We start from the raw sequence: 1413 nt of genomic DNA, 5'->3' as shown, positions 1-1413 counted from the left end.
ACCCGGTCCAGCACCCCCGCCACCACGGCGATCACCAGACCCACCACCGCCAGGCCCGCGCCCACCAGCGCCGGGGACGTCCACCCCCAGCCCGCCGCGATGGCCGTACCACCGGCCCACGCGCCGCCCGCGTTGGCCAGGTTGAACGCGGAGTGGTTGGAGGCCGCGGCGAGCGTCGGCGCGTGGCGCGCCTTCTCCATCACGAGCATCTGCAGCGGCGTGGTGGTCATGAACCCCACCGCACCGATCACCACCACGGTCGCCATCGCCGCCCACGGCACGTGGACGGTGAACCGGAACGCCACCAGCACCAGCGCCAGCGCTCCCAGCGCCCCGTACAGCGTGGGCCGCAGCGCACGGTCGGTCAGCGGTCCCGCGGCCAGCGCACCCAGCGTCATGCCGACACCGAAGAGAGCCAGCACGACCGTCACCGACGACTCGGCCATCCCCGTGACCTCGGTGACCATCGAGGCGAGGTAGCTGTAGAGGGCGAAGACGCCCGCGAACCCGAAGACCGCCGTCAGCAGCCCGAGCAGTACCTGCCGGTCCCCCAGCGCCCGCACCTCGCGGCGCAGCTCACGCACCGCACCGCCACCAGCACCAGCGTCCCCCGCAACACCGCCTCGCCGCTCCAGCGGCAGATACGGCACCAGCGCCGCCAGCGCCCCCATCGCGACCAGCCCGATCACGGTGACGACCAGGAACGTCGCACGCCACCCCAGTTGCTGTCCCAGCGCCGTACCGCCGGGCACGCCGACGATGTTGGCCACGGTCAGCCCCAGGAACATCGTGGCCACGGCCCGCGCCTGCCGTCCCTCCCGCACCAGGCGGGCGGCGACTACCGCGCCGACGCCGAAGAACGCGCCGTGCGGCAGCCCGGCCAGCACCCGCCCGGCCAGCAGCGTGCCGTATCCGGGGGCGAGGGCGGAGGCGAGGTTGCCGAGGGTGAACAGGCCCATCAGGGCGATGAGCATCCGCCTGCGCGGGACGCGGACCCCGACGGCGGCCAGGAGCGGGGCGCCGATGACGACGCCGATGGCGTAGGCGGAGACGAGATGGCCGGCGGTGGGTACGGAGACGCCCAGGTCGTCCGCGACGTTGGGCAGCAGGCCCATCATCACGAACTCGGTGGTGCCGATCCCGAAGGCCGCGACCGCGAGAGCGAGCAGGGCCAGGGGCATGGGAGAGCCTTTCGACGCGAGGGGTGGATGCGCAGCAGGACAAAGAAACGGAGTCGGTGTGCTCCGAACACGAACAAGTCTCGCAGCCTTTTTGTTCCGACACAAAACAAATAGGTGACAGCCGTGCTACAAGCAGCGGACGGACCGCCCCACACGGGGGCGGGCCGTCCGCCGGAACCCGAGCACCCTCCACGGCCGGACCCGGAAGCGGAACCGGACCCAACCCCCGTCC

1 protein-coding gene is annotated in these 1413 nt (G+C 72.3%); it reads right to left on the bottom strand.

All coding sequences use genetic code 11. The features are described 5' to 3' along the window. On the bottom strand, positions 1–1181 hold a 1181-nt coding region (locus tag L7D48_RS28835; RefSeq protein ID WP_237884051.1), incomplete at its 3' end, for an MFS transporter. Between the last annotated feature and the right edge of the window lie 232 nt (positions 1182–1413).

The sequence above is a fragment of the Streptomyces sp. ICN903 genome (genome assembly GCF_022015835.1).
In the GTDB taxonomy this organism is placed as follows: domain Bacteria; phylum Actinomycetota; class Actinomycetes; order Streptomycetales; family Streptomycetaceae; genus Streptomyces; species Streptomyces fenghuangensis.
This window is presented reverse-complemented; position numbering and strand designations above follow the sequence as displayed.